The organism is Cellulosimicrobium sp. ES-005, from assembly GCF_040448685.1.
Taxonomy (GTDB): domain Bacteria; phylum Actinomycetota; class Actinomycetes; order Actinomycetales; family Cellulomonadaceae; genus Cellulosimicrobium; species Cellulosimicrobium cellulans_G.
On sequence record NZ_CP159290.1, the window covers coordinates 2,269,645 to 2,291,636 of the forward strand.

8 protein-coding genes are annotated in these 21,992 nt (G+C 70.8%); 1 reads left to right on the forward strand and 7 read right to left on the reverse strand.

Annotated elements, in window-relative coordinates:
• Positions 1-48: 48 nt before the first annotated feature.
• From ABRQ22_RS09995 to ABRQ22_RS10025, 7 genes are all read right to left on the reverse strand, one after another.
• Positions 49-3,420, reverse strand: coding sequence for a helicase-related protein (locus ABRQ22_RS09995; RefSeq protein ID WP_353709401.1), 3,372 nt, complete (start codon positions 3,418-3,420; stop codon positions 49-51).
• Complete coding sequence (locus ABRQ22_RS10000) at positions 3,417-8,429, reverse strand: DEAD/DEAH box helicase (RefSeq protein WP_353709402.1); 5,013 nt, start codon at positions 8,427-8,429, stop codon at positions 3,417-3,419. Before ABRQ22_RS10000 ends, ABRQ22_RS09995 begins: the two co-directional genes overlap by 4 nt.
• Positions 8,426-11,722, reverse strand: a complete 3,297-nt coding sequence (locus tag ABRQ22_RS10005) for a hypothetical protein (RefSeq protein WP_353709403.1) — start codon at positions 11,720-11,722, stop codon at positions 8,426-8,428. The genes ABRQ22_RS10000 and ABRQ22_RS10005 overlap by 4 nt, the downstream gene beginning before the upstream one ends.
• A gap of 32 nt (positions 11,723-11,754) precedes the next feature.
• The gene (locus tag ABRQ22_RS10010; protein WP_353709404.1) at positions 11,755-15,189 is read right to left on the reverse strand and encodes a Swt1 family HEPN domain-containing protein; all 3,435 of its coding nucleotides are present in this window, start codon (positions 15,187-15,189) and stop codon (positions 11,755-11,757) included.
• Complete coding sequence (locus ABRQ22_RS10015) at positions 15,189-17,126, reverse strand: DUF262 domain-containing protein (protein ID WP_353709405.1); 1,938 nt, start codon at positions 17,124-17,126, stop codon at positions 15,189-15,191. The genes ABRQ22_RS10010 and ABRQ22_RS10015 overlap by 1 nt, the downstream gene beginning before the upstream one ends.
• A 1-nt stretch (position 17,127) precedes the next feature.
• A complete protein-coding gene (locus tag ABRQ22_RS10020) occupies positions 17,128-19,962 on the reverse strand; it encodes a DUF1156 domain-containing protein (RefSeq protein WP_353709406.1) in 2,835 nt (944 codons plus the stop codon).
• Positions 19,963-20,102: 140 nt separating this feature from the next.
• Positions 20,103-21,110, reverse strand: a complete 1,008-nt coding sequence (locus ABRQ22_RS10025) for a DUF4190 domain-containing protein (protein ID WP_353709407.1) — start codon at positions 21,108-21,110, stop codon at positions 20,103-20,105.
• Positions 21,111-21,286: 176 nt separating this feature from the next.
• Between ABRQ22_RS10025 and ABRQ22_RS10030 the strand changes: the two genes are divergently transcribed.
• Entirely contained in the window at positions 21,287-21,940 is a 654-nt protein-coding gene (locus tag ABRQ22_RS10030; RefSeq protein ID WP_353709408.1) for a response regulator transcription factor, read from the forward strand.
• Positions 21,941-21,992 lie beyond the last annotated feature (52 nt).

Here is a 21,992-nt window from a genome sequence, read left to right on the forward strand (position 1 = left end):
GACGGATCCGATGAGTGGCGGGGCGGTAAGACTGACGAGAGACAACTCTCAGCGCGGACCTGCGCCGCGCACCCAGACCTTCCTCCAGTCCTTGACGTACTTCGTCGTCGTGAAGTCGTCCGTGTCGGTGTCGTCGAAAGCGTGCAGGACGTAGCGCACGCGGTCCTCCGTCGCCGGGCCTTCAGACACCTCGACGAGGGCCAGGCGATGGGAGTCACCGAGGTTCTTGGCGTGTACCACCTCGTTCTTGGTGACGGTGAAGTCGACCGCCCCAGCGATCCTGCCCTTGACCTCGATCTGCACGACCGAGCCGTCAGCCCGGACCGAGCGCACGTCGAAGCCGGGGTTGTTGTGAGGCATCTCCTCCGGGTCGGCCCCGAGCGCACGCTCCGCGGCAAGCACCGCGTCGACGGCGCGGCGGTCCACCCGGGCAGTGTCCTTCGCGTGCACGGGAGCCTCGACCACCAAATCGGCCGTCACCGTCGTCGGCGGCACGGAGTGCGGAACCATTCCCGCCGGGACGACCAGCGCCGCGCCGAGGACCCGCGGTGGCCGCGCCGTCAGGCGTTCATCGAGGTCGAGCTCGACCATGCGCCGACGCAGCCGCTCCTCCAGGTCTCGGGCGCGCCGAGAGGCGGTCTCGGGACGCGTCCGCACACGCTTGCCGGCCGCGACGAGGTCGGTGAGCCGCGCGTGCTCGGCGTCCCAGTAGTTCACCGCGGAGATCAGCCGGGCACGGACCGCTGCCCGGGTCCTGCCCACCCTCGCTGCGACGGCGCGTCCAGCCTCGTCGGAGTGTGCGGGCAGCGCGTGCTCCGTCGCCCAGTCCTTGGCGAGCTCCTCGGCGCCGTCGGCGAGCCACCGCCCGACGGCGCGCTCGACCGCCCCGGCCAGGCCGTCCGGGAGGGGCTCATAGTCCAGGTACGGCGCCGGGCCGCCATCATGCGCGGCACCCGAGACCGTCACCTCGGCGTAGGCGAAGCGGCAGGACACGGTCCGCCCGTGCCCGTCGTCGATCGCATCGGCGGTCGCGACAAGCAGCCAGGGCTCGACTGCCTCGGACTGCTGGTCGTACAGCACGGTGCCACGCTCCAGGAGCGGGCCGAGCTCATCGATCGTGAGGTCGACGACGGCGTCGAGCAGCGGGTGGCCAGGAACGAGGAGCTCGGCGACCGGTCGTCCCGGCCTTTTGATCTGGGACCGTTCGAAGCACACCCGCTCGTAGCGTTCGAGGATCGGGCGCAAGCCGCTCCCCCGGGATCGGTCGCGGACGCACAGCGGGACCCGCGTAATCTCGTAGCTCCCGGACTCCCTCGGGACGATCCGCCCCCCGAGGCGGGAGAAGGCCGCGTGGAAGAAGGCCCGCACGAAGTATGGCTGCAGCCGGCGCGCCTGCGCCGCCTCGAGCTGCCGGGCGATCTCCTCGGAGTCCGCGACGGCGAGCGTGTCCGAGCTCAGCGCTCGCTCGGCGAGTAGCCGGTCGATGCCCTCGCCGACCGTCGCGTCGATGACCTCGTCGAGCCGGGCCCGGACCTCGGGCCGGTCGCCGTACCTGACGGCACGCAGCAGCAGCCCGCGCAGCGGTTGGTCCTCGAACGCCTCGCCGAGCACGTCGAAGACCTGTCCGCCGTAGTCCTGGCGTTGCTGCTCCACCTTCGCCAGGAGCCGGGTGAACACCTGCCCCTCCCGCGTTCCCGCAGCGACGAGGTTCCAGAGGTGGCAGGTCTCGGTCTGCCCGATGCGGTGGATGCGCCCGAACCGCTGCTCGATCCGGTTCGGGTTCCACGGCAGGTCGTAGTTGACCATGAGGTGCGCCCGCTGGAGGTTGAGGCCCTCGCCGGCCGCGTCGGTGGCGACGAGGACCCGGACCTCCCGGTCCTGCGTGAAGCGTTCCGTGGCGACCCGGCGCCCCTCCCGGGACAGCCCTCCGTGGATCGCGACCACGGCACCCGGGTCGCCGAGCAGCGTGCCGATCTGCCCGACCAGGTAGGTCAGCGTGTCCTTGTGCTCGGTGAAGACGATGAGCTTGCGCGGCGTGCCGTCCGCTCCCGTCGCTACGCCGCGGTCGACCAGGATCGACCGCAGCTCGGTCCACTTCCGGTCTGTCCCCGCCAGCCGCACGCGGCGTGCCAGCGCGGTCAGGTGGTCGAGGGTCGAGATCTCCGTCCGCAGCTCGGCCACCGTCCGCGCCGCAGTCGCGGCGTCGAGCACCGCGTCCTCGAGGTCCTCGACCTCGCCGGCGTCGAGGTCGTCCAGGCGTTCGTCGAGGTCCTCGCCGTCCCAGCCGTCGAGCCGCACGTCGCGCTGCCCGACGTCGGCCGCGACGCTCCCAGAGGCAAGCTCGCCGGCGCGTGCCTCCAGCCGGTCACGGCGTCGTTCGAGGCTCCGCAGGATCGCCTCCGGGCTGGATGCGAGGCGGCGCTGCAGCACCGTCAGCGCGAAACCGACGGCGTTGCGCCGCCTCCCGTCGGCCGCCAGGCGCTCGGCTCGCCCCATCTCGGAGCGCACGTACTCGGTGACCTGCTCGTACAGCTCGGCCTCCCCGGTCGACAGCTCGTACGGCACGGTGTACGCACGGCGCTCCGGGAAGAGTGGCTTGCCCTCCATCGTGAGGAGCTGCTCCTTGACCATGCGCCGCATCAGGTCGGTCGGACGCGATGCCGCTCCCCCGCGAGGCCTGCCCTCGAACCGGTCGGCATCGAGCAGCGCGAGGAAGAGCTGGAAGTCGTCGGCGTGTCCCGAGTGGGGTGTCGCGGTCATGAGCAGCAGATGCCGGGCCACGCGGCCGAGCAGCAGCCCGAGCTGGTATCGCTTGGTGCGCTTGAGCTCCTCACCCGCCCAGTGCGCCGACATGCGGTGCGCCTCGTCGACGACGACGAGGTCCCAGTCGGTCGTCGCCAGCGCCTCCAGGAGGCCTTGGTGCCGCGCGAGCTGGTCCATGCGCGCGATCAGCCGGGGATGCTGGGCGAATACCTGACGCGGTTCGCGGACGCCGTCGATGTCGGCCCTCGTCAGCACGTCGAACGACAGGCCGAACTTCTCGGACAGCTCGTCCCGCCACTGCTCGACCAACGACCCCGGCGCCACGATCAGGCACCGCTCCAGGTCTCCGCGGAGGATGAGCTCCTTGAGGTAGAGGCCCGCCATGATCGTCTTGCCCGCGCCCGGGTCGTCCGCCAGCAGGAACCGCAACGGCGTCCGCGGCAGCAGCTCCCCGTAGACCGCCCAGAGCTGGTGCGGCAAGGGATCGAGGTCCGACGTCGAGACGGCCAGCATCGGGTCGTAGAGCGCGGCGTACCGGATCCGCAGGGCCTCGGCGGCGAGGCGCCACTCGGCAGGGTCCGCGTCGAACGCCCACTTCGCATGCAGTGCGCGCTCCACGGACGAGACGCCGTCGACCGAGGTCCCGTCGGCGGTCACCGCGCGAGCCGATCCCAGAGGTCGCTGCCCAAGGGCAGGACGTCCCAGCCCTCTGACCGCAGGTCGCTCCGGGAGAGGTCGTCCATGTCCGCAGTCTCTAGGGCGATCCTGTCGTCGGACCAGGAGATCGCGATGGGCACGCCGGTGGTGGACTCGACGCCGATGTCTGGGACGGGGACGCCCCGGGCGGCAAGGACGTCGAGCACCGCGCGCTCGGCCGGCGTCGCCAGCGCGAAGGCCTGTTCCCACCCCGCCGGGACCTTGTCGCCGCCGTCGCCACCGTGACCGTCCGCCGTGCCCCCGAGGCCGAGCAGGCTGCGCAGGATCTCCGCGGCGTCGCCACGGGACAGCTCGTCGTGGTCCCGCTGGTTGCTGAACGACCGCAGGCAGCCGTAGCAGGAGGTCTCCGGGCCGCACTCGCACGAGCTGACACGGCGTAGTGCGGCGTGGAGCACGCGCTCCAGGTTCTCCTCGACGTTGAGCACATGACCAGCGCCGCCGGGGACCCGGTCGAACAGGGAGATCGACCAGTCGTCGAGGCCCTCGGGGACGAGCGACCCGCCGATGTCGTCTCTGGCGATCTCCAGCGTGTGACAGGCCGCCTCGACGATCGCGTAGAGAACCGACTTCCAGGCGCCCTGCGACCGTCCGCCGCCGACGACCGAGAAGCGCAGGGAGACGAGGTCGGTCTCGTACTGGTGCGCCAGGTCGCGGAGCATCATCGGGCCAGTGCAGTCGATGTTGCGCTTGGGGTCCTTGTGCTTGGCGGGCGGCTTGGCCATGTGGTTGACGCGCGCCGTCCCGAACCCGCACCACTCGCAGATCCAGAACCCGAGCCTTCCCGGGCCGTCCGCGACGGACACGAGCCGCCCTCGCGGCCCCGCCTCCGACTCGATCCTCCCGCCGGGCAGCAGGACGTCGCGGGCGTGAGCCTCCGGCGACGTCTCAAGGACGTGGACAGCGCCGGACCAGGACCGCCGCGGTGGGCGGGCACCAGGACGCTTCGGTTCGGACCCTGCGACGAACCCGAACTCGGGGACGGTGTACGTCCGCGAGCTCGTGTCGCTCGGGTGCTTGCACACGGGACAGACGCCGTCGACCGCCTCGACGTCCTGCCAGAACGCTCCACAGCGTCCGCACACCTGGTACGTGAACTCCTGGAGATCCCTCCCCGGGAGCTTGTAGATGCCCCTCGATACCCACAGCTTCCCGCCGGCGACCAGCTCCGCGTCGGGTGCGTACTCGTGGATCGCCGCCGAGAGGTCGCGGGTCAGATCGAGGTCGGCGCCGCTGTCCTTGCCGTAGCCGAAGTCGGTGCGCAGCTCCACGGAGTCCACCGGGAAGCCGTACTTGGGCAGGACGTTGTGGTTCGCGAGGTAGCCGAGCAGGTCACGGCGCCGCAGGGTGTTGCCGACCTTCTGGTACCGCTCAGCGAGGAAGTACCTCTTCTGCTCGGACGCGCCCTCGCTCAGTTCCTCCAGCTGCGCGATCTCGCCGGCGAGCTGGAGCCGCACGCGCTCCAGCAGCTCGACGAGGCGACCGGACCAGCTCCCGTCGCGCAGCCCGACCTCCGCCGCGATCTCCGCCGGGATTACCCGGGCGACGGACTCGGCCACGCCCGGAGGCACGGGCGTGAGGAATCCCGCGACGAGCGTCACCGGCGGGTCGTTCCCCTCTCCGTCGGAGAGGAAGAACTCGCCGGCCGTGCGGCAGATCCGTCCCGTGCTCTCGTAGAGCCAGCGGAAGAACGCGGCCATCGCCATGGACTGCGCGTGCCGCCGGTCGATGCGCTCGTTGACCAACGGGATGTACGGCGCGCGGACCTGGCCGCTGATCATCACCTCAGGTTCGGCGAACCTGGACAGGTCGTGGGACCGGCGCTGGGCGAAGGTGACGACGAGCGCCGCCGCCCCCGACCGCCGCCCCGCACGACCGGCCCGCTGGAGGTAGTTCGCGGTCATCGGGGGCATGTTCCGCATCATCACGGCCTGAAGCTCGCCGACGTCGACGCCGAGCTCGAACGTCGTGGAGCACGACAGCGCGTTGACCTGGCCTCGGACGAACTGGTGCTGAATCTCGGCGGCCCGCGTGTTCGCCCACTGCGCGGTGTGCTCGATGGCCGCCAGAGAGACCGCGTTCATGGTGCGATACACGGTGCGGTAGTGGTCGCGGTCCTCGCCGACCAGCGGGGGCGCGAAGGGCTCGAGCCTCCCCTCGCAGCCCATGGCAGGGCAGACGTCGCGCACGGACACCGGCGCCATCCTCCGGCAGACCATGCACTGGAAGACCGGGCTCTGCGCGGTCACCAGCGAAAATCGGAGCTGCTCGTGATCGAGCTGGTGAACCACTCCCAACGCGGGCTCGGCCTTCGCGCGAAGCCACGGCACCGGCGATGTCGGCGCCGTGAGCATGCGCCACATCCCGTCGAGGACCTGTTTCGGGTCCGCGTCGGAGCCCAGCGCGGCGAGCACCTTGGTCAGGTAGTCGACGCGCCGGTTGGTCCCCTTGGTCGGAAGCCACGAGAGCACCTTGCGCAGGGCCTCCGAGCCCTGCAGGCGGACCCTGATCGGCCCGAGCCGCGGTGCGAAGATCTCGTCGTTCGACGGGACCGACTCCGGCATCTCCACGGCACCCTGCTGACGGAGCGTGCGGACGAGCTCCTGCAGAAGGTCCCATGCCTCCGCGTCGCTCAGCCCCAACGCCATCAGTGGCCTCGGCGCCGGCGCTGTCGGGCGCTCCAGCACGATCCTGACGAGGCCGAGGCCCTCCAAGGACTGCCGGTCGTCCGTCGCGACGGCCTCGGCCATCACCCAGGGCGCGACCTCGCGCGCCTCGCTCTGTGCCGTCATACCGCTCCTGAAGTGCTGCGCCTTCTTCGCGGCGGACCGGGTGCTGAAGACGAGATCCTCCACAGAGACCGGATCCTCGTCCGCACGGGCCTTGACCAGCCCCTGCGTGATCAGGCGCCGTCGCTGGAGCTTCGCGTAGGAGTCCTGGAGGTACGGAGCGAAGTAGGCGGCGGCCTGGCGCGAGTCACTGAACGCCAGCAGCTTGCGACCTTCACCGGGCAGGAGCCCACCGAGCGCCTGGTCGTTCGCGGGAGGAAGGTTCTGGTACAGCGACGTCGCGATCACCGCGCCGCTCGCGTCGGACCCCGTCTCAAACACGCGCACCGTACCCGGACCGCGAGCGCCGCAGACGAGGCACCCGGAGATCTCGTCGCCGCGCTGCTTGAGCCTGCGCACCGTGCGGAGCGTGCCCGCACCGCACCCCGCGCACGTCCGCGACTCCTTCGGGTTGATCGCGCCGCACGCGGTGCACAGCCGCTCCTCCTCCCCGGCGGCCGTCACGGGGGCGTCGCTGCCCGACGGCGGTCCGCCCGGCTCGTCGTCCGGCGCGGTGAGGTCGACGGCAGCATCCTCGTCCTCGTCGTCGACCGGGGCCTGGTCGCCGAGCACGTACCACGTGCCGCGGGTCATCGCCTTGCGGGGTCGCAGGCGCAGGAGGCCTTCGTGCGCCTCGACGGCACCGATCACGTGGACGGAACCGCAGCGTTTGCAGGACCCGATCTCGAAGACGGGTGCGTCGCACTCGGCGCACTCGGTGTGCCGCGCGAGCTGGACATGCGGTCCCGACGGCGAGAGGCACGTGAACGCACCCTCGGTCGCGCGGAGGAACAGGTGATACCGCGCTGAGAGCGCCGTCGTCCCGTCCGGCCGGCTGAGCCCGCTCGCCAGCGCAACAAGCGCGGAGAGTCCGCGTTCCCCGTCGGGCTCGTCGCCGAACAAGGCCCGCTGCACGCGGCCGAAAGTCTCGGGGCCGTGCGCGAGCCGAGACCGGAGGGTCGCGAGGGTCTTTTCGTGCAGGATCGCGTCGGCGGCACAGCCGTCCTTCGTCCAGCCAGCGGCGCGCGCGGTGTCGAGTACGGCGGTCTCGCGGTCCCAGTCCTCGGCGAGCTTTACGTAGTCGCTCGCGGACAGCGGACCCCAGAACGGCCCGTCGGGCATCGCGACCCGCTCCGCGCCGATGAGGTCCTGCCGCGTAGGATCGTCGGCGACCCATTCGAACCGCTCGCCGAACAGGTTCTCGGCGAACCTTGTCACCGCGGTCGGGTCCGTGTCAGCGCCCACGGTGGCGGACGTGGCGATGCACTGGATGCGCCGGTCGGGGGCCACACGGTCGCGCACCCGACGCAGCAGCATCGCGACCTCGGCACCCTGGCTGCCGTCGTAGACGTGTGCTTCGTCGACCACGATGAAGCGCCACGGGTTGTCCGCTCCGCTGCCAAACAGGTCCATGTCGAGCGGCCGCAGGAGCAGGTACTCCAGCATCGCGTAGTTGGTCAGCAGCAGGTGCGGCGGCGTCTCGCGCATCTCCTGGCGGCTGAGCAGCTCGTTGCGCAGGATCGGCTCGCCGATGTTGAGGTTTCCGAACGCCTCACGCGCCTTCAACGGGTCGGTCTCCGTGTCCCCGGTGTAGCGGCCGAACGTGATGTGCGGGTACGCGGCCAGGAGCTGGCGGAGGCGTTTCATCTGGTCGTTGGCCAGCGCGTTCATGGGATACAGCAGCAGCGCCCGAACGCCGGGACCCAGCGTGCCGGCCTCGTGCTCCCGAACCAGAGCGTCGAGGATCGGCAGGAGGAACGACTCCGTCTTGCCCGAGCCGGTGCCCGTCGCGACGACGACGTTGCGCCCCGCCGCGACCTTGCGGATCGACCGCTCCTGGTGGACGTAGAGCGGGCGGTCCAGCGGGAGCGCGTCGCTCGCGAGCTCTGCGAAGCCAGGGGCGAGCACACCCTCGTCGAGGAGCGCACGGAGGCTGGACCCTGGCGCGTACGGCGGCGTGGCCTCCAGGTACGGCCCTTTGTCCAGCATCGGCGTGCGGTCGATTGTCTCGGCGAGCGCGTCGCTGATCTCCGAGTCGCGCACGGCGAGCAGCGTCTGGAGGTAGCGGCGGTATGTCGAGGTGATCTCCTGCGAGGTGCGGATCGCGTCGATGCTCGCGCTCATCGGGCCTCCGTTCGGTTCGTGGTGGTGCTAGAGACGAGCAGCTCGGCAAGGACCAGGTCTACGGTCACCAGCTCGGGCGCGACCTCGGCGAGCGTGGCCCACGTCGCCTTGTGGCTGCCTTTCAGCCACGTCGCCGCGCCGGTGTGGCCGCGCGCCGCGAGCCGGGCCGCGAAGGCGTATGTCAGCGAGATCGCGGGCACGACGCGCCAGCCGCCGTCTGTGTCCCGCGGGGTCCTGGCCCGCACGCTCACGGTGGCGACGGGCGACCTGACGTACTCCAGGAATCGCTGGCCCTCGACGAACAGCTGGTGTGCGTTCTTGACGATCGTCCCGAGCCGGCCCGCACGGCGGTCCTTCACGTACTCGATGACCGCCATGACCCGTGCGTCATTGCTCAGCAGGCCCTTGGGAACCAGGCCCATCTGCCGGAGCATGGCGTCGCGCTTCTCGGGCGACTCGTCGAACAGCCGGGCCCCGGCGTCGAGCAGCCCCGCGCTCGGCGCCGGGTCCTCGCCCCCGAGGAGGGAGATCACTTCGGCGCCGCAGACAGCCACGGCCGCCTCGACCTCCTCCGGCGTCCACTCGCCGTCGGCCGCCGAGAGCAAGGTGGCCGGCACGACATTGCGCACGGTCCAGATCGGCGGCTCGTCGTCGTGTGCAGCGACCAGGTTCGCCCACGCCAGCCCGGACCGGATGATGAACGACGGCACGAGCTCGCCGGGCGCACGCGACTCCGTCACGGACAGGAGCGCCTCTCGCGGCCGGGCCCGGAGGATCCGGTCCAGCGCGGCGGTCACCTCCGCGGCCCGGGACCCGATGCCGAGCTCCCCCGCGAGGCCTCGGGCCGTCCAGACCGCCGAGAGGTCCGTCACGACCGCGGGTGCGGGACCGTCGTCGGCGAGGAAGGCGGACAGGGCCGTCAGCTCCGCGTCCTCGGACACCACGTGGCCCTCGCACCCGACCAGGACGCCGTCCCCCGCGCTGGGCCATTCGGGAACGTCGAGGGGGACCCACGGGTCCTCGATGCGCACGAGGGCGACGAGGGGTCCGGCCTGTCGGAGGTGGTGCGGCAGCTCGGCTCGCCCGGCGACCACAGGCACCGACACCGGGGCCAACCACGGGGCGGTCGTCGCATAGACGAACGCGGTCAGGCCCTCGACGTCGACGCAGTCGGTGAGCTCCAACCCGTCATCTACCGGCAGCACGCGGGAGAACAGGCGTCGGGGCCGAACCTGGCCGACGACGAGCACGCCGTCCGGGTCGAGGGCGAGGACGCCCTGCGGAAAGGCCCGCAGGGTGTCCGTGAGACGCGCGAGGTTGAACTGGTAGACGCCGTTGCGCCCTACCCTCGGCTCGACGACCTGCCGCAGCCCGCCGGAGCCCAGGTAGTGAAGCCGGGGATCCACCGCCTGTCCCACGTCCAGGACGAGGGCACCGGGTTCGTCGACGAGGTCCTCCTGCGCCAGCTGGAGCGGACGGATCGACGGCGGCATGCTCCACCCCGACGCCAGGTAGGCCACGGTCATGTGCGGCGGGCCGACGACGAGCGACAACCACCGGCCGTGCGCGCCGGCGCGCATCGTCGTCTCGCGGTCGCTCGCCGTGAGCTCCAGGTCGTCTCGGGAGAGGACCACCCCGTCGGTCGCCCGCAGCATGGCCCGCGCGGGCTGCAGACCGCCCTCGGCGAAGCGCCGCCAGGACGGCGTAGCTGCCGCGTGCAGCCCCTCGACGACGTCGAACGACCGAGTGGTCCCGCGGCCCCAGGGACCGCGGACCTGCAGCGTGTACGAGCCGACGACCGGCCTCTCGACCTGGTCCCAGACCTCGTCCGGCTCGCCGCTGTCGCCACTGGTCCAGCGCTCAGGCGTCTCCCCGTCCGCACCGAGCAGGGTGACTTCCCAGTCGGCGCCGCGCAGCTCGTCCGGGATCACGACCGATGGCAGCTCGGCGTAGACCGGCCGCCCCAAGGTGGTGCGCACACCGGGCACGGGGTCGTCGAGCCGCACCCTGGCCGACGCGTAGCCGCGGACCGTGCGCCGCGACTCCGTGCTCGCCAGTGATACCGACCGGGCGTTCTCGAGGTCGAGGAGAAGCAGGCACCAGCCCGCCCATCCCGGCGGCAGCGGGCTCTCGGTCAGCACGTGCCGGGTGCCCGTGACCTCAAGGTCGTCCGGCGCGCCCGGGAAGAGGAACCAGACCGGACGCCCGGGAAGCGGCACGGCGGCGGAGCGCAACTCGCCGTTCTCGTCGAACGCAAGCAGCGGGTCCGCCTCGTCGACGACGCTGAGTGTCGTGGTCAGGTCCTCGCGATCCGCCAGCGCGGCCGAGAGCATGCGCACCGGTCGGTGCACCGGGACGTCGGTCGGCGGCGCCTCGTCGAGTCCCGCGAGCATCGCCCTGGCCTGGACCCGCTGCCGGGTGTCGTCGGCGTCGACGACCCAGTTCGTCGCGCGGTCGGTCACGGAGGTCACCGAGGGCAGCCGCAGCACGAGGCCGAACCCGAACGGGTCCAGCACGACGCGCGGCTGCTCCGCCGCGTTGGTCGTCGACGACGAGCCGCGGGCCGCACGGGCTACCCGCCCCCTGCGATGCAGCTCCTGGGCGACCGCCGCAAACCGCCCTGGCAGCGCGACGTCGGCGCCGTCTCCGCCCCCCGACACGACGTCGAGAAGATCGAAGACGCGTCCCGTGACGTCGACCGCGAACTCGCCGCCGTACTGGAGGAAGCGGGCGGCCGGCTTGTCGACGGCGTAGAGGGCGCCCCGCGCAGCCTGGGCGCTGGCCCACGCGACGAAGGCCTCCGGGCTGAGCCCGGCGATCCCCGCGCGGCGGCGGCTCACCAGCTCGAAGTAGTCGTCGAGGCAGGACGTCGGCATGCCGGAGTGCATGAGGATCCGTCCGACGTAGCGCGTCCCGGCGTCGTCGCTGTCCTCGAACGTCGGCAGGCCGAGCGCACGCAGGTTCTCCAGGAAGGCGGTTCCCCAGGTCGGCTGGAAACCCTGGTCCCCCGCGCCGACGCCGACCGAGTCCCTGAGGTACGGCCAGAAGGTGTTCGAGGCGAAGTGGTCGGTGGCGACCCCCGTGGTGGTGACGACATGCACGGCGGGCCAGCGCCGGAGGATCCGGCTGTGGTCGCGTGGCGCCGTCTGCCGATAGATCCGACCCAGCACCTCGAGCGCCTGCTGCCGATTCTTCTGCCGGATCGTGCCGTGCGCCTCCGCGACCAGGGACACACGCGACAGCCAACTGCCCCAGCTCCGCTCGCGGAAGTCGAGCAGCTCTCGCGATGTCATCTTCGGCCTCGCGCCGCCCCCCTCGGACATCGCTACCTCTCCTCGAAGCCCTGCTGGTCGAGTCCCAGCACCGTGCCGTTCTCGCTGACCGTGCGGATGGTGCCCTCGGGGAATCCGTCGGCGTTCTCCGCCTCGATCTCGACCGTGATTCGCAGCGCGGTGCCATCCGTGGCGGTCAGTGCGCTGAAGATCTCGTCGCGCAGCAGGTTCCAGTCCCGCACGTACGAGACGGGGTCGAGGGCCTTGGATCCGTAGAAGCGCCGCTTCACCGCGACGCGCGGCGGGGTCGGCGGCTGCGGGCCGACGGCGCCGCCGCCCTGGCCGCCGGCCTCGCCCCCGCCCGACGGCGGCACGGGCGACACGCCCCCGGGGACGCCGTCGGTCGAGGTGCCGCTGCCGGCCCGCGCGTCGGCCGCGCGCTGCGCGACGGCCCGTTCGAGCCGCACGATCAGCCACGGGTCGGGAATCGACTGCGGTTCGGGCTGGTCGCCGGGGATCCAGAGGTCGACGTACCGGTCGCTCGCCTCGTCGTAGCCGGCCGCGAGCGCGAAGCCCCGGGTGTTCCAGGTGACGGAGTCCGCGACCGCGAGCACGGCCTGCTCCAGCACCCGCCGCGTCGACAGCCGCTGAAGGTACGGGTACTGCGCGTACCAGGTCCACAGCGTCCCGAACTCGACGTGCCCGCCGGTCCACGCGGAGGCAAGCGGACCGTCGAGCGCGATCCGGACCAGCTCCGTGCCGTAGACGTCCGTAAGCTTGCCGACGCTCTTCAACTTGGTCGTGACGCGGTCCGCCATCGACGTCGAGCCGTCGGCGAGCCGGTCGAACGACAGCGTGATCTTCTGCCCCGGCTGACCCACGGGCGTGAGCAGCGCCGTGTACGCCGCGCGCAGCCGCGCGTCGACCATGAGATCCAGGTCGCCCGCGCGCTTGGTCGCCTGGTTCTTCTGCTGGAGTGACAGCCCGAGCTCCTCGGCGCGACCGACGACGAACTCCCAGCCGAGATGCTCCCGCACCGCGCCCTCGAGGTCCCCGAACCGGCCGCGGTCGGCCGCGAGGAAGACCACGCGGTTCTTGCGCTGGCGCTGGCCGGAACCCGCTCGGTTCAACGCCTCGTCGGCGAATTCCGTCGCCTGCGAGGCGTCCTTGGCCCAAGTCCGGCGCGGGTGAACGAGTACCAGCCGGAGCGGGTCACCGTCGGGCACGTCGCCGGTGTCCTCCGGCGCGGCGTGCACCGAATCGAACAGCCCCCTGGACTTCTTCGGCTCGAAGCGCAGACGGTCGACGATCGCCGCGTACACGTCCTCCTCGGAGTACCCCGCCGCCTTCTCTGCGGCGAGCCGGGTCGACGACGCCGCGGTGTCGTACCAGGAACGGTCGCCGTCCTCGTAGAAGTAGGTCGCGCGCTGTGAGAGCAGCTCCCGCGCGTCCCCGAGGTGGCTCATCACGTCGCCGGGCACCGCCGCGCCCAGCCGGAGCCGGCGAACGTCGACGCCCACGTGCTGCGTGCGCAGCGTCGGCACGGTCGCCATGAAGACCGTGCGCGCCACGCGGCGGGTGAGGTGCCGGGCGCCGAACGCGGGGCGCTCGCCGTCGATCACCACGGGGGTCGACCCCGGCCCGTCGACGTCCTTGTCGATGATGGGCCGCCAGTTGTCGTCCAGGTAGTGCGTGATCTCCGAGTACACGTCCGGCGACGACACGGGCACGATGCCCGGCGTGATGAGCGGCGCGGTGTCCCCCGCGTTCCACAGCGCGGAGATCACCTGGGACATCAGCCGCAGCACGCCGCGGGTGCGCTGGAACTTCGGCAGCGCCGACCAGTCCTCGTAGAGCCGGTCGAACAGCTCCGGATGGATCGGGTACGCCGCCTTGATCCGCGCCTCGTAGGCGGGCTGGGCGACGTCCTTGGGGAAGAACCCCGTGTTCTCCTGGTAGTACTTCACGTACTGCTTGGCGACCGCCGCGATGTCCGCAAGCGCCGTCGCGTCTGGCTCCTGGAACAGCCGGCGCCGGACGATCTCGAAGGACTCCAGGCCGGTGGCGGGCCGCCAGTCGTCGGCGTTGCGGCCGATCACCTGCTGGAGCATGTCCAGCGCCACGCGGCCCTTGGGCCCGCCGACCTCGAGCGCCGACCCGCCGCCGCCGGTGTCGATAGTCTCCGAGTCGGGGATGGAGACGACGAGCATCACGCCGGGCGTGGACTTCGCCAGCTCGGTGAGGTGCTGGGCGAAGGTGAACTGTCCCTCGAACGTGCCGCCCGGCAGGGGTGCGGGCGCGTCCACGAGCAGACGTGCGTAGGCCACCCACTCGTCGACGAGGAGGAGGATGCGCTCCCCGCCGTCGACGATCTCGCGCACGAGCTCGTCCAGCGCGGTGCCCGGGGGCACCCCGTTCGCGTCGGCCTCGGCGACGCGCGCGTACGTGGCCGCGCCGCCGCCCGCGCCGCCCGCCTCGCCGAGCTGCCACGCGAGCTCGCCCCACAGGGTGCGCACCGTGGTCCCGTCCGGCTTCGGCGCCGGCTGCCCCGGCGAGAGCCGCGTCCCGACAAGGGCGACGCGCCGCACGGTCAGTGCGGCGAGCGGGTCCGGCCCGTCCGTCGCGGTGAGGACGTGCCCGACGACGTCCTGCGTCGCCGCGGGGAGCGACCGCGACTCGATGCCGGAGAACAGGTGGTACAGCGCGAGCATCGAGTGGGTCTTGCCACCGCCGAACTGCGTCTGGAGGTTGACCACGGGCGACGCGCCGCCGTCGCCCGAGATGCGACGCAGCGCGCGCTCCAGAAGGTCCTGGAGGCCGGAGGTGATGAAGGTGCGGGCGAAGAACTCGCGCGGGTCCGCGTACTCGGGCGAGGTCGACTGCCCGGTGGCGACCTGGTGCAGGTCCGCCGCGAACTCCGCCGAGGAGAACTGCCCCTTCATCACGTCGGGGTGCGGGGTCACGACGTCGCGCCAGGGCTTGACCGTCACCCCGGCGACGGTGCCCGCCACCGCGAGCGGGGTCACCTTCGCGGCGCGATTGCGGGCCTGCTTCTCGTACACCTCGCGCTGGTGCTCAGTGCGCAGCGTCGCGACTGCGTCGGCCTCGTCCGCCGCGCCGATCGCGGTGAGCAGGCGCTCGATCGAGTCGAGGGCGCGGTAGGTGTCGTCAGAGGAGAACTTCTCCCCGTGATGGGCGCGGTTGGCCGTGTCGCGCAGCTCGGTCGCGAGCGCGGACTGCGGGCGCTCGAGGTCGTCCTTGAAGACCTGCCAGCGCTCGGTCACGACCCGCAGCAGGACACGCACATCGTCCTTGCTGTACGTCTTGGCGGTACCGAACTTCGCGTTCTCCGCCGCCGCCCACAGCTCCAGCCAGTCCGAGCCGGCCGGAGCATGCATGCTCATGCGCAGGTCGACCCACGGGAGGATCCCCTCCTGGAGCAGGTCGAGGCCGCGCAGCACCTTCTCGTTGTTCGTCAGGGTTGCCATCAGGCAACTTCCCCCTCGTAGTCCTCGACGTCCAGGTCCGCGTCGTCAATGTCGTCCGGCTCGTTCTCGTACGCCTCGGGCAGGTCGGTCGGCCGGCCCTCGGACAGGTCGCGGAAAATGCGCTTGCCGATAGCCTGCTCGACCACGCCGACGAGCGCCTCCTGCCGTGCGCGGAAGAACGCCTCGAAGTCCGCGGCGCGCAGGGCCGCGGGATCCACGAGGTGGGTCGCGAGCAGCTCGTCCAGCTTCTCGGGCGCCAGGCTCTGGTCCTTCTGCAGCCGCTCGACGTAGACCGCCGGTGAGTCGCCCCGTAGCCAGATGTTCGTCTTCTGCGCCAGCGGCGTCTTGTTCACCACCGAGTTCCACCGCGCCTTGTCCAGGCCCGCGTCCTCGCAGTACTTCTTGGGGAAGATGTGGTGGATGTCGACGTTGAGGTCGAAGTACGCGGCGTGGTCCATGAGCAGGTCCCGCTTCCAGTCCACCGGCCCCTGCGCCAGCATGAGCGCGTACAGGCCCTTGTAGGCGGCGGCGTTCCGGGTCTGCAGGGACCATAGCCGCGACTCCGCGAACTGGGCGTCGGCCACGGTCTTGGGGGTCGCACCCTCCTCGCCCGTCTTGGCGGCGCGCGCCCAGGCGGGGACCTGCTCGACGTCGCGCGCGAAGCGGGTCTCCGTGGACCCGCTGTACAGCTCGCCCAGGACCCCGCACCAATACCAGCGCCGCAGGCGCGCGCGCACCGTGTGCACATCGGCGTCGTCGCCGAGCAACACCCGGAACACCGTGAGCGGAACGGCCTGTGTCCGGTACGGCAGGAATTCGTCCGTGTGGATGTGCAGCGACGTGAAGAAGTGCGCCGTCCACGGGAGGGCGTCGCGCACCCGCGGCGCCCACGTGAGGTACTCCTCGAGCGTGAGGTCGAGAACGTCGTCGCCGCGGCCGGTCACACGGCGCGGGCGCTCCTTGCCCGCCGCGACGTCGGCGTCGCGACGCGCGAGCGACGCGAGCAGCAGCACCATCTGAAGGAAGTCGGTCTCCTTGAGCTGGCTGAGCACCGACCAGGAGTCCTTGACCTTCCGCGTCTCGTCCCAGTCGTCGCGGAGCCGGAAGTCCGTGCCGGTCCGCTGGAAGTGCTTGCGGTCACCTGCGAAGATCGCGGTCAGCAGCTCGAAGTTGTCCAGGCGCAGCCCACCCTGGTTCACCTTGTTGAAGACCGTCGCCACGGCCTCCTTGGTGGTGTTCTTGTCGAGGCGGATCGCTGGGATCTTGTACGCCTGCACGGGGTTGACCACCCGGGCGTTGAAGTCCGCGAAGACGGCCGTCCGGCGCGTCTGCTCCTCCTGGCCGCCCGCCGTCATGTAGGCGATGAGCCAGCCGGTGGCCGAGCCGTCGAACAGCGCCGTGAACGGCATGACCCCGGCCGCCACCTGGTTCTCGAACGTGGACAGGTCCCGCACGACGTCGCGGTCGAAGTTCCTGCGCTCGATCCCGTCCTCCGGGAGCGACTGCACCGCGTCGTTCTGGTCTTCCGCGGAGCCCAGCGCGAGCTCGACGTCGACGAAGTACCGACGGCGGATCTGCTTCTTCTTCGCGTCCCGGGTGTCGACCACGCCCGACCCCGCCAGCGCCTGGTACAGCGACGTCAGCCGCTGCTGCCCGTCGAGCAGCAACTCCTCCGGCACGGCGAGGTCCCGCTTGTCCGCGGCGGCGTCCTGGTCGACCCGCTCCAGCGCGCGCGGCTGGAAGTGCACGTGCTCGCCGCCCGTCACGAGCAGCATGAGGACCCCCATCGGGTGCCCGCGCAGCACGGTGACCAGCAGCTCGCGGATGCGCTCGTCGTCCCAGCGGTACGACCGCTGAAAGTCGGGGAGCTGGATCGTGCCGAGGCCAGCCTTCTTCACCAGCTCCTTGAGCTCCGGCTCGGGTGTCTCGAACCCCATGTCAGTCGTCCCCCTCGCTGAAGTTGAAACCCTCCTGGACGGAGACCTTCGGCAGGCTCTGCGCGGTGGCCGCGACGTCGGCCCAGGCGCCGCCCAGCCCGTTGAACAGGCCCGCGGTCGCGGCGTCCTTGGTCTCCATGAGCTCGTACAGGCGCAGCGCGAGGCGCTGCACGTCGTCGAGGGAGACCTTGCTGCCCGACGACGTCCCGGGGCCTTCGCCCGTCAGGCCCGCCATGAGGCGGGCGGCGGCCTCGCGCCCCTCGGTCGCGTACGCGCGGGCGAGGTGGCACGTGGCCTCCCAGACGGAGGTGCGGTCGTCGCGGGTCGGGTCCCAGCGGGGGTCGAGATCGAGCGGCTTGATGAGCGCGACCTTGCCACCACCGGAAGTGATGATCCCGCCGCGCGCCACGCCGTCGACGCTCACGCCGAGCGGGACCGCGAGCGATTCCGCGTCACCGTAGGGGCGCGTCGCCCAGCCGTACGACTTGAACCAGTCGAGGCAGAACCGCGTGTCGGCGTCGACGTCGGCGTCCTGCTCGGTCTCGATCTCGTCGAACGTCGCGTTGATGAGCGCGAGGGCGGTCTTGACCGACATGCGCGAACCGTCGGCCTCCAGGACGCGCGAGTAGCGCGAGTAGACCGCCATGCCAGGGCCGAGGACCGTCTGCCGCAGGTCGGCGGGCGCGATCGCGCCCTCGCGGATCTTCGGAAGGGCGTCCGCAAGCTCGGTGTGGAGTGCCGCGAGGAAGCCCGTGCGGTCCGTCGCGGCGGCGGTCTCTGGCCGCGGGCGCAGGGCGAGGACGATGGAGGATGCGAGGGCGTTCGTGCCCACGGAAGTCATCCGTCCACCGCGCTCCGACCGCACGGGCCATGTCGCGGTGATGGTCCAACCTTCACGAATCATGCCTTCCAGGAACGTCGACCAGCCCGTGCTGGCGACGCCCTCCTTCTCCAACTCCGCCTGCTTGAATGCGTAAAAGACGGTGATCGGATAGTCAGGACTAGCGGAGTCGCGAGCGCGGCCGAAAACACGCTCGAAGCCGTCTTCGAAGAACTTCTCGGCCTGCTGCTTGCCACCGTGACGGTAGGGGTTGGCAACAAGCTCTTCGGCCTTTGGCACGAGCATCGTTCCGAAGAGGTCCGGATGAATCGAGCGCAATGAGCGTCGAAGCCAGACGTAGAAGAAGTCACTAAGGTCGGAATAGCCAATATTGTCATAGTATGGTGGATCTGTGGCGATCAGCAGGCCTCGATAATCTCGCGTCGACGCGTCGCTTTGAGTGACTCGCCCTGTGCGGGGCCCCGCTGGGAGCGCGTCAATCCCCGCGGACACCCATTCGAGATGCGCGCCGAAGTTGCCGACCGACGTGGAGAACACATTAATCTCAACATAATCCCAAGTCATGGCCATTGCATGGCGCGGAAATGTATTACGCACCTTCTCGTGGCCGTTGATCCAACTACAGAGCGATGATGACCAGTCGACCTGCTTCGATACTGCCATCGCCAGGTACGTTGCGATCGCATCAGCGTAGGCCTCCGCGGTCACGCCATCATCGGACTTGGAGGGGGCGCTCGAGAAGCCGGCGGCCATCGCGTCCTCTCGGACCTGGGCGCGCATTTCGGAGACCAAGTCACTAAACGTCGACAATGCAACGAGCTGTCGGTCCGAGAACAAGTCTGACCACTCGGTCATACCATATCCCTGAACGCGAAAACCGAGTGCAGCGCTCGGAAGCGAACCAAGAGGTGCCAGGTCGGGTGAAGCGGCATGGGCGGCTCGGACGTGCTCGACTGTCGGCTCGAGGTAAACGCGCTGGCGCTTCCCCTCGGCCACCGTCGCCATCAACTGAGCGCCCATTCGCTTCGCTCGGCTCTCTGCGCGAACATACTTCAAGTCGACCGCAGTCTGGCACGCAAAGCAGCGCGCACCTTGCCGACCGACGGTCCCTTCGTTCACGCCACTGGGCGCGTGGGCCACGTCATGCCTGATATGGAATCGAACACCTCCACTTTCCGAAGCCGAGGCATTCTCGACAACCTCAGGAGAGACGTAGGTCTCCTTGCCCTTCTTCTTAGCGAGCCACCACGACCGGACAAGGGGCATCTGGATGCGACAAGCAGGGTTGGGACATGTGACCGTCCTAGCCCAGATCCAGGCGACGACTGTCGCCTTCTCACCGGAGGGCAGCGTCGCTTGCGGGTATAGGTGGCCGATGCGATCTTCGGCGCGGATGCGCATCAGGGCGCCGTAGCGCCGGACGTCCTCGGCCATCCCCGTTCCGCGAGGCCAATCGCCAAGCCGAGAGTCGGCGGCACCAGGGAAGACTGGTGGCTGCCCAGCGAACGTCGGAGGGATCTCGATGAGCGCCTTCGTCTTGAGCGTGGGCACTGGATTGAGGTCGCTGGCGTGTGCCTCCAGGCCTAGACGCTGGGCTTCGAGGGGGATCGTGCCTCCGCCCGCGAACGGATCGAGAATCGCCGGCGGGTTTCCGCCAGTCGACGCCAGGATCTCGGCGCGGGCCCGGGCGTAGAGGCCCTCGTTGTTGATCTCGTCCCACTTGACCAGTTCTCGGATGATCCCGTGTAGCCGTTCACGCTCGGCCTTCTCCGCCTCACCCGGTGGGAAGCGGTCCGGGTGTGACGACGGGTCGTCGACCAGTTGGGCGAACAGTACGGCCCGCGCGGCCGCCAGCGGCCGAGGAGCCCACCAGAGATGCATCGTCGCAGGATGACCCTTACGCGGCACCGCCTTCTCCGCTGCGGACTCCGCATTGATCTCCTCCAGCGGAAGCGAGACCTCGATGAGCTTGCGGTGGGGAACGGGTGTCGTCACCTGGCCCAATATAGGTCCAGGGGTGCCGTTCGACGTGGTCGGAGGAGGTGAAATTCGCACGGTCGTACCGCTTTCTGGGGCGTGGCGGCGGATTCTGTGGTAGCGGTAGCGGCCCGGGCGACGCCCGGGCCCCCGCCCGGCTACGAGACGGTCCAGGCGCCGTCGGCGGTTACCGTGACGATCGACGGGCCGGCGGAGACGGGCACGGTCCCCTGGAACTGCCCGATCTCGTTGACGAGCAGCCCCGGAATGATCCCGCCGTGCTGGAACACCGCGAAGTTGCTCGATCCGGCGTGGGTGAACGTCCACTGCGCGGCGCCGCCAAGGTAGCGGAACACGCCATCTCCCGCGCCCTGGTACGGGGCCGCGAGTTCGGGCGCCGTCGCCAGCGGAGCGATGGTGATCGTCCACTTCCCGTCGGCTTCGACCTGGAGGCTGACGGGGTCGCCGCCGAGCGCGTGCATGCCGTAGGCGGTGGTGCCGGAGTAGTTCCCGATCGTGTTGACCAGCAGGTCCCCGGTGGGCTGGTTGGCCGCGTCCAGGACGTTCAGTGCGAAGTTGGACTGCCCGGTGTGCTGGGCGGTGACCATGGCCGCGGTCACGCCCGCAGGCAGCGTGACGACGGACTTGCCCGCGCCCGACGTCGTGACCGGCTCGAACGTCCCGTACGCCTCGACGAACGGGTCCGCGGGCGGGGGCGGCGGGGTCTCCTCCTCGACGGGCTCCGCGGCGGGCTCCTCCGCGGGCGCGCCTGCGTCATCGGCCGGCTGCTCCTCCCCCGCGTCGGCGTCCTGCGTGATCGAGGTGGCCGCGTCGTCGGGCCCCGCGTCGCCGCCGCCGGCGATCGCGTTGACCAACCCGATCCCGACGAGCAGGCCGACCCCGGAGAGCACGATCCCCGTGATCGCCTTGCCCTTGCCGACCGGCGGTGTGGTGCGTCCGGCCCGCTGGAGGCCGACGATCCCCAGCACGACGCCGACGACCGCGGGGACGAAGAGCAGGCTCGCGAAGAGCGAGACGATCCCGAGTACGAGGCTCGCGGTCGCCAGGCTGTTCTTCACCGGCGGGGCGCCGTAGGGCTGCTGTGCGGGCGGGAACTGGGGGCCGGGTGCAGGCGGATAAGGCTGGGTGGGCGGGTACTCGGACATGTTGGCTCTCCAGGTGAGATTGGCGGCGCCAGGCGAGCGCCCCGCGACACGTCCACCCTCACCCTGCGCCCAGGCGGCGCACATCGGCCGATCGGGTGCGGGCACGTCCACCGAACGGGTGGCCGCGATACCCGATCGGGTGCCTCGGGGCATGCCCGCGCCCTACTCTGTGGCTCGTGACCCGAGTGCTCATCGTGGACGACGACGCCTACACGCGGACCATGATCCGCACGATCCTCGCCGCCCACGGGCTGGACGTAGTCGGCGAGGCCGACGACGGGGACCAGGTCCTGGCCGCGGTCGCCGAGCACCGGCCCGACGTCGTGCTCATCGACCTCCAGATGCGCCGCGTCGGCGGGGTCGAGGCAATCCGACTGGTCGCGGCAATGCGCGACCCACCCCGCTGCGTCGCGCTGACCGGGTACGGGAGCGAGGACGCGGTCGTCCAGGCGCTCGACGCCGGGGCGGCCGGGTTCCTGTCCAAGGACGACGCGCCCGACACCCTCGCCGGTCACGTGCGCGCCGTCGCCGACGGCCGCGGCGCACTCGGTCCTGACGCGGCAGCCGCGGTCATCCGACGCATGACGACACCGGGCGGCGTGCCCGTGGACCGCGCGGCCGACGCCCGGGCCCGGATCGCCACACTCACCGACCGGGAGCGCGCCGTCGCGCACCTCGTGGCCGGCCTGACCAACCGCCAGATCGCGACGCGGCTACGCCTGTCCGAGAACACCGTCAAGGCGCACGTCGCGCACGCGCTGACCACGCTCGGCCTCAGCACCCGAGCCGAGCTCGCCGTCATCGCCGCTCTGGCGGGCCCCGACGCCTGAGATTCACCCGCCGCCGCGGGGCCCAGGCCGAGAGGCCGCTGCATCCGCCCCT

Coding starts and splice junctions, on each gene's coding strand:
- ABRQ22_RS10025 (WP_353709407.1), bottom strand. CDS start 21,110: ATGTCCGAGTACCCGCCCACCCAGCCTTATCCGCCTGCACCCGGCCCC.
- ABRQ22_RS10005 (WP_353709403.1), bottom strand. CDS start 11,722: ATGACATCGCGAGAGCTGCTCGACTTCCGCGAGCGGAGCTGGGGCAGT.
- ABRQ22_RS10015 (WP_353709405.1), bottom strand. CDS start 17,126: ATGGGGTTCGAGACACCCGAGCCGGAGCTCAAGGAGCTGGTGAAGAAG.
- ABRQ22_RS10010 (WP_353709404.1), bottom strand. CDS start 15,189: ATGGCAACCCTGACGAACAACGAGAAGGTGCTGCGCGGCCTCGACCTG.
- ABRQ22_RS10000 (WP_353709402.1), bottom strand. CDS start 8,429: ATGAGCGCGAGCATCGACGCGATCCGCACCTCGCAGGAGATCACCTCG.